Raw genomic sequence first — 4,358 nt, forward strand, 5'->3', positions numbered from 1 at the left:
CAGTCGTCCACGTAGCAGAGGGCTTTCTTTGTGACAGGTATGCCGTCTAACGTGAACTCCGTGCAGGGCGGGTAGACACCGTAGGGGTTGCGGCGGTTTCTGCCGAGGTACTTGATGGAGCCGAAGCTGTTGGGGAGCTTCGGGTATTTCTTTCGTTTTGCCATAGTTCGTTCCTCCTTAAAACGTAAAATGGGTATAAAAAATGGGCTATGCAAGCCCAGGAGGTTTGTGGTATAATTTTCCTGTTGAGTGGTTTTATACCGTCCTCCGGGACTGTATAGGAATCTATGTGGAAACCGTTCCTGTTGGCGCAGGGGCGGTTTTTGCTTTTAACAAAAGTACCTGATTTCGTCGAAATACTCCAACCATTTTTGAATAACATCGGTATTTCTGGCCTCAATCATACGCATCATATTTCGGAGTGTTCGCTCTGGTATTTTTGAATTGTTATTACAAAGCAAGCATTTACCTGTTTTTGTAATCCAGATTTTTGTTGCGTTAGCGGAAGGATGTCCTTGTGAAATATGGACATGTATTGGTTCAAGCGGTTTGTTTTCATTTGTCCAGAAATAGACCCAATAAGAACCGAATCTAAAGATTTGCGGCATTGCAAAATCCTCCTTCCTGAGAGAATTCCAAAATAAGATGAGCGGTTGATTCTATAATTTCCTGGAATTTTGCAATATCCGTTTCAGAAAAGTGATAAATATCCTCCCACTTGTAAGCAGGAAGCCAGCATGTGGCATGACGAAAACAATATTTTTCATCTGGCGTTTCTATATAGACCTTTACCTTTCCATCTGGTTTCATTTCGGAATGGGTAATTTCGGTGTCATCGTTGAGTGTCATAAATGGGTACATCATAATAAAAATCTCCTTTCTGTTAAAAGTGTTCGAATTGGCGCGGTGATTAAAACGCCGAAGCGATTTAATCATGTTTTCCTACGTTTGATTACTTTCAGGTTTTTGTTGCGCAGGGGAGGTTTTTTATTTTAATCAGCTATCTTTGTCAAATCATGCCGGGGTCCTCTGGTAAAATCAACTTTGTACGGTTCAGGAATTTTGTAAGTTCCCCATTTTGTACGAAGTATTTCCTTAGATGAATATGTACGTTTTTGCTTTAGGTTTGATGACGGCGTAGCCAGATTTGCTCCTTTGCTACAAGATTGTTGGTTTTGGGGAACGGCACGGGAAATTTGCTGTCTTGCGGGAACAATATCAGAAACCTCTACTTCCTGGTGCTCTAATTCCGGAACTCCTATACCGCGGCGAATCATTTGTGATTCTCTATACTGCTCGGCGGCGGGAGTCTTTACAAATTCCACTGTTTTATCATAATTTTTACGCACAACTTCTTCAATTTCCTCAAGCGTCACGTGGAAGAATTCTCTACGAGTATTTACCATATTTACTTTTTTAGAGTCAAATGCCCGATGCAGAGCTGCTTCGAGAGCAGGGGCATCATCACTAAAAATCATAGCGTGGATATCAAAGGTAAAGGGAACGGAAGCGTCACCAAGCTCATCCACGCGGTCAGTAGCTTCCAAGCGGCGAGTCATCCCTATTTTATAAATATCTTTCCCAAAAGAACCAATATTGGAAATGATATACACATATCCAGCTTTTTGGTTTGCCTGGCGGTAGTCAATTTGCCTAAGTTCATTTTCGATAGTAGAAAGCTGATTTTCAATTTCGGTGCGACGGCTTTCTAAAAGTTCCCGTTCAGTAACAGATGCATGTTCCATTTGTGAAAGGATTCTTTGCAAGGCATTGCTGTAGTGAGTCCGTTCCTTTTCACTTTTCTTTCTTGCCTCGTCAATTTCCCGCTGAAGTTTTTGGGCTTCACGTTGTTCTTCACGGATTCTGCGGGCTTCTTCTTTTTCCTCCTGCTTTTTCATTGCATATTCATAGCAAAGATTCATTTCCTGAAGCTTTAAATCAAGATAGGACGGGGTAATTGCTATATGCATCTTGGAATTTAGCTTATTTAAATCTTCACAGGATTTGATAATTCTTTTGCGGATAGATTCTACGTTATTGAATTTTACTTTATCAATAATCGCCTCACATTCGTTGTTGAAAGCTCTTAGTATTTGTTTCACATTATCGGCGACCAGCTTTTTTTCCTGAGCCAGACTGTTATTGTACGTAAAATTTGTAGGAAAACTGGAGGCAGTATTGTTCTTTATCATCAACTTCTGATTTTGCCGGACAACCTGGAGTCTGTCTTTGTATGCTTCGGAGTTCATCAGGTTGTAAACCGGAGTATATAAGCCAAATTCCTGATACAGCATTTCATCATCAAGTATAACCAAATACTTCTGCTTTTCCCTAATAGCCGCATCTAAAGAGTCAACAGAGCGATTCAATTTGTCATAATCTTTTCTTACATCGCTTAATTCTTTTTATAAATGTTGCTTTTCGGTATTCAAACGAAGAATTTCATCGCGGATTTGATGCGCGTGTTGCATTTCTGGCGTAAGCAAGGATTTAAGATATGCATTTTCATCAGCTAGCCGTTCTGCATCGCTTTTGAATTGCTTTGTTTTAAATATGTCAGTAATTCCCATAACCGTCCTTCTTTCTTTATAGTATTTTTATTAAAACGCAATCGTTTCCATAGCTAAAGCTCAGTTGAAAGGTAATTCTTCATCAATATCATCAGGGATATTCATAAAAGCATCAGGTGATTCAGCATTGTTATAATCCCAAGAATTTAACAAATTGTTATTATAAAATGCACTTTTTTCGCCGCAAATAGGACAATAACGAGCATTTGATGAGAGTATTTCTGTATTTTGACATCCATCATAGACACATTTATTTACCAGATTCATTCCGCATATTTGGCAGAAGTTACCTGTAATACCAGTAACTTCGTTACCGCAAATAGGACATTTTGTCAATTTTCCGTTTTCATGAGTTTCTATGGAAAGGATATTTCATTTTATCGCCATCTCCCCATTCTAAAGTATTTTTGAAACCGCATATAGGGCAGTATTTCCCATAGCGTTGTACAATTCCTGCGTCGCAATTTTTACATTTTCGCTTAAATATATAATAAGAGTAGTATGAAAACACTCTCTTATCGTACTGGTCTTTCGCGTTTAGGTGTGATTTCCATTCTATAAATTCATAGTATCGCCTCCGCGATGCAGGACTTGATATTTTACATAATTTGTAGTTGATTAGAGGTACTTATTTTAAAACCTAATAATGCGGCATGTGGAACTAATAGAAGTTGGGCAAAATAATCGGCTTCTGCCTCGAAGTGGTTGTACTCTTCATTAGATAAATTAAATCTAAAAATCCTCATTTTGTCAGAGATTTTATGATGATTAAGTAAAATATGACCAAGTTCATGAGCTATGCTCCAGCGATATCTGTTTGAGTTTATAAAAGCAACTTTATCAATATCGTTGTAGTAAATAATGTATTTATCTTTTAAAGCATAGTAATCCGCACAGGCATCTTTTGTTTGACATTGAGCCAGAATTTCTTCGTAAGACATTCCACGATGTTTCATTTGAACACTGAAAGGTATTAAGCGAATAAATTCATAGGATTTACAAATTTTTTTTACATCTACAGGTAAATATGGGACATTTGCATGAACTAAAGCGTTGATAACAACGTTTTTTATTTCATTCCTTCTTGCGCGCTCAATCATTATCTTCGTCAATAAAATCATCTCCAAAGTAATCATCAAATGAAGCTTCAAGGATCTTCATCATTTTGCTTTTTTCTTGTTCTGACATTTTTTCTCTTGCACGCTGGATTCTTCGAATATCGGGATCAGAAATTTTATTTGAATTTGTTTCAACGTCTCTTCCACGCAAAGTATTTAAATCTGTATTAAAAAAATCGGCTATTTTTTCCTCTGATTCAAAATCAGGTTCTCGTTTTCCTACTTCGTACATACTTATACGAGATGCTGACATTCCTAATTTTTCAGCAAGTTCACTTTGAGACAAACCTTCTTTTATACGAAAGTATTTAAGCATATCTTTGAATTCAGGCATTTTCCCCACCATCCTTTACTGTGTAATTAGATTATTACACATTTCGTGAAAAAAATCAAGAACTAATTTTACAAAACGTGTACATTATGAAAGGAAACACGAAATGTGAGTGAAAGGGGGATGGTTTATTGTTTGAAATGGACTCAAATGCTATAGGCAGAAAACTTGTGAAATTAAGAGGAAAAAAGACACAGGAGCTTCCTGTATAATTCAAGTATAGGGAATTCCAAGAAAGAAGGTTGAGAAAAAAATACCTCAAAGTAAAATAAGATTACTGACTTGCAGGTTAGTGAAAATCTTATTGAACAGAGAGGTATCTAAAATGAATTGTAACAC

General features: G+C 37.3%; 7 protein-coding genes. All 7 read right to left on the bottom strand.

Annotated features, from left to right (window positions below):
• Positions 1-329: 329 nt before the first annotated feature.
• Positions 330-608, bottom strand: coding sequence for a DUF4160 domain-containing protein (locus tag NFR99_RS15505; protein ID WP_120486480.1), 279 nt, complete (start codon positions 606-608; stop codon positions 330-332).
• On the bottom strand, positions 592-864 hold the full coding sequence (locus tag NFR99_RS14695) for a hypothetical protein (protein ID WP_120486479.1): 273 nt from the start codon (positions 862-864) through the stop codon (positions 592-594). The genes NFR99_RS15505 and NFR99_RS14695 overlap by 17 nt, the downstream gene beginning before the upstream one ends.
• 128 nt (positions 865-992) lie before the next feature.
• Positions 993-2,315 carry an SNIPE associated domain-containing protein gene (locus NFR99_RS14700; protein ID WP_251354024.1) on the bottom strand — a complete coding sequence of 441 codons (1,323 nt, stop codon included), beginning with the start codon at positions 2,313-2,315 and terminating at the stop codon, positions 993-995.
• Positions 2,316-2,405: 90 nt separating this feature from the next.
• Positions 2,406-2,570, bottom strand: coding sequence for a hypothetical protein (locus tag NFR99_RS14705; protein WP_251354025.1), 165 nt, complete (start codon positions 2,568-2,570; stop codon positions 2,406-2,408).
• A 60-nt stretch (positions 2,571-2,630) separates the two neighbouring features.
• Positions 2,631-2,906 (bottom strand): hypothetical protein, encoded by a 276-nt coding sequence (locus NFR99_RS14710; RefSeq protein WP_251354026.1) that lies wholly within the window; start codon positions 2,904-2,906, stop codon positions 2,631-2,633.
• Between the two features lie 263 nt (positions 2,907-3,169).
• On the bottom strand, positions 3,170-3,682 hold the full coding sequence (locus NFR99_RS14715; protein ID WP_251354027.1) for an ImmA/IrrE family metallo-endopeptidase: 513 nt from the start codon (positions 3,680-3,682) through the stop codon (positions 3,170-3,172).
• The gene (locus tag NFR99_RS14720; protein ID WP_158605012.1) at positions 3,663-4,022 is read right to left on the bottom strand and encodes a helix-turn-helix domain-containing protein; all 360 of its coding nucleotides are present in this window, start codon (positions 4,020-4,022) and stop codon (positions 3,663-3,665) included. Before NFR99_RS14720 ends, NFR99_RS14715 begins: the two co-directional genes overlap by 20 nt.
• Positions 4,023-4,358 lie beyond the last annotated feature (336 nt).

Origin of the sequence: Hominisplanchenecus murintestinalis (assembly GCF_943193015.1) — a bacterium.
Taxonomy (GTDB): Bacteria; Bacillota; Clostridia; order Lachnospirales; family Lachnospiraceae; genus Hominisplanchenecus_A; species Hominisplanchenecus_A murintestinalis.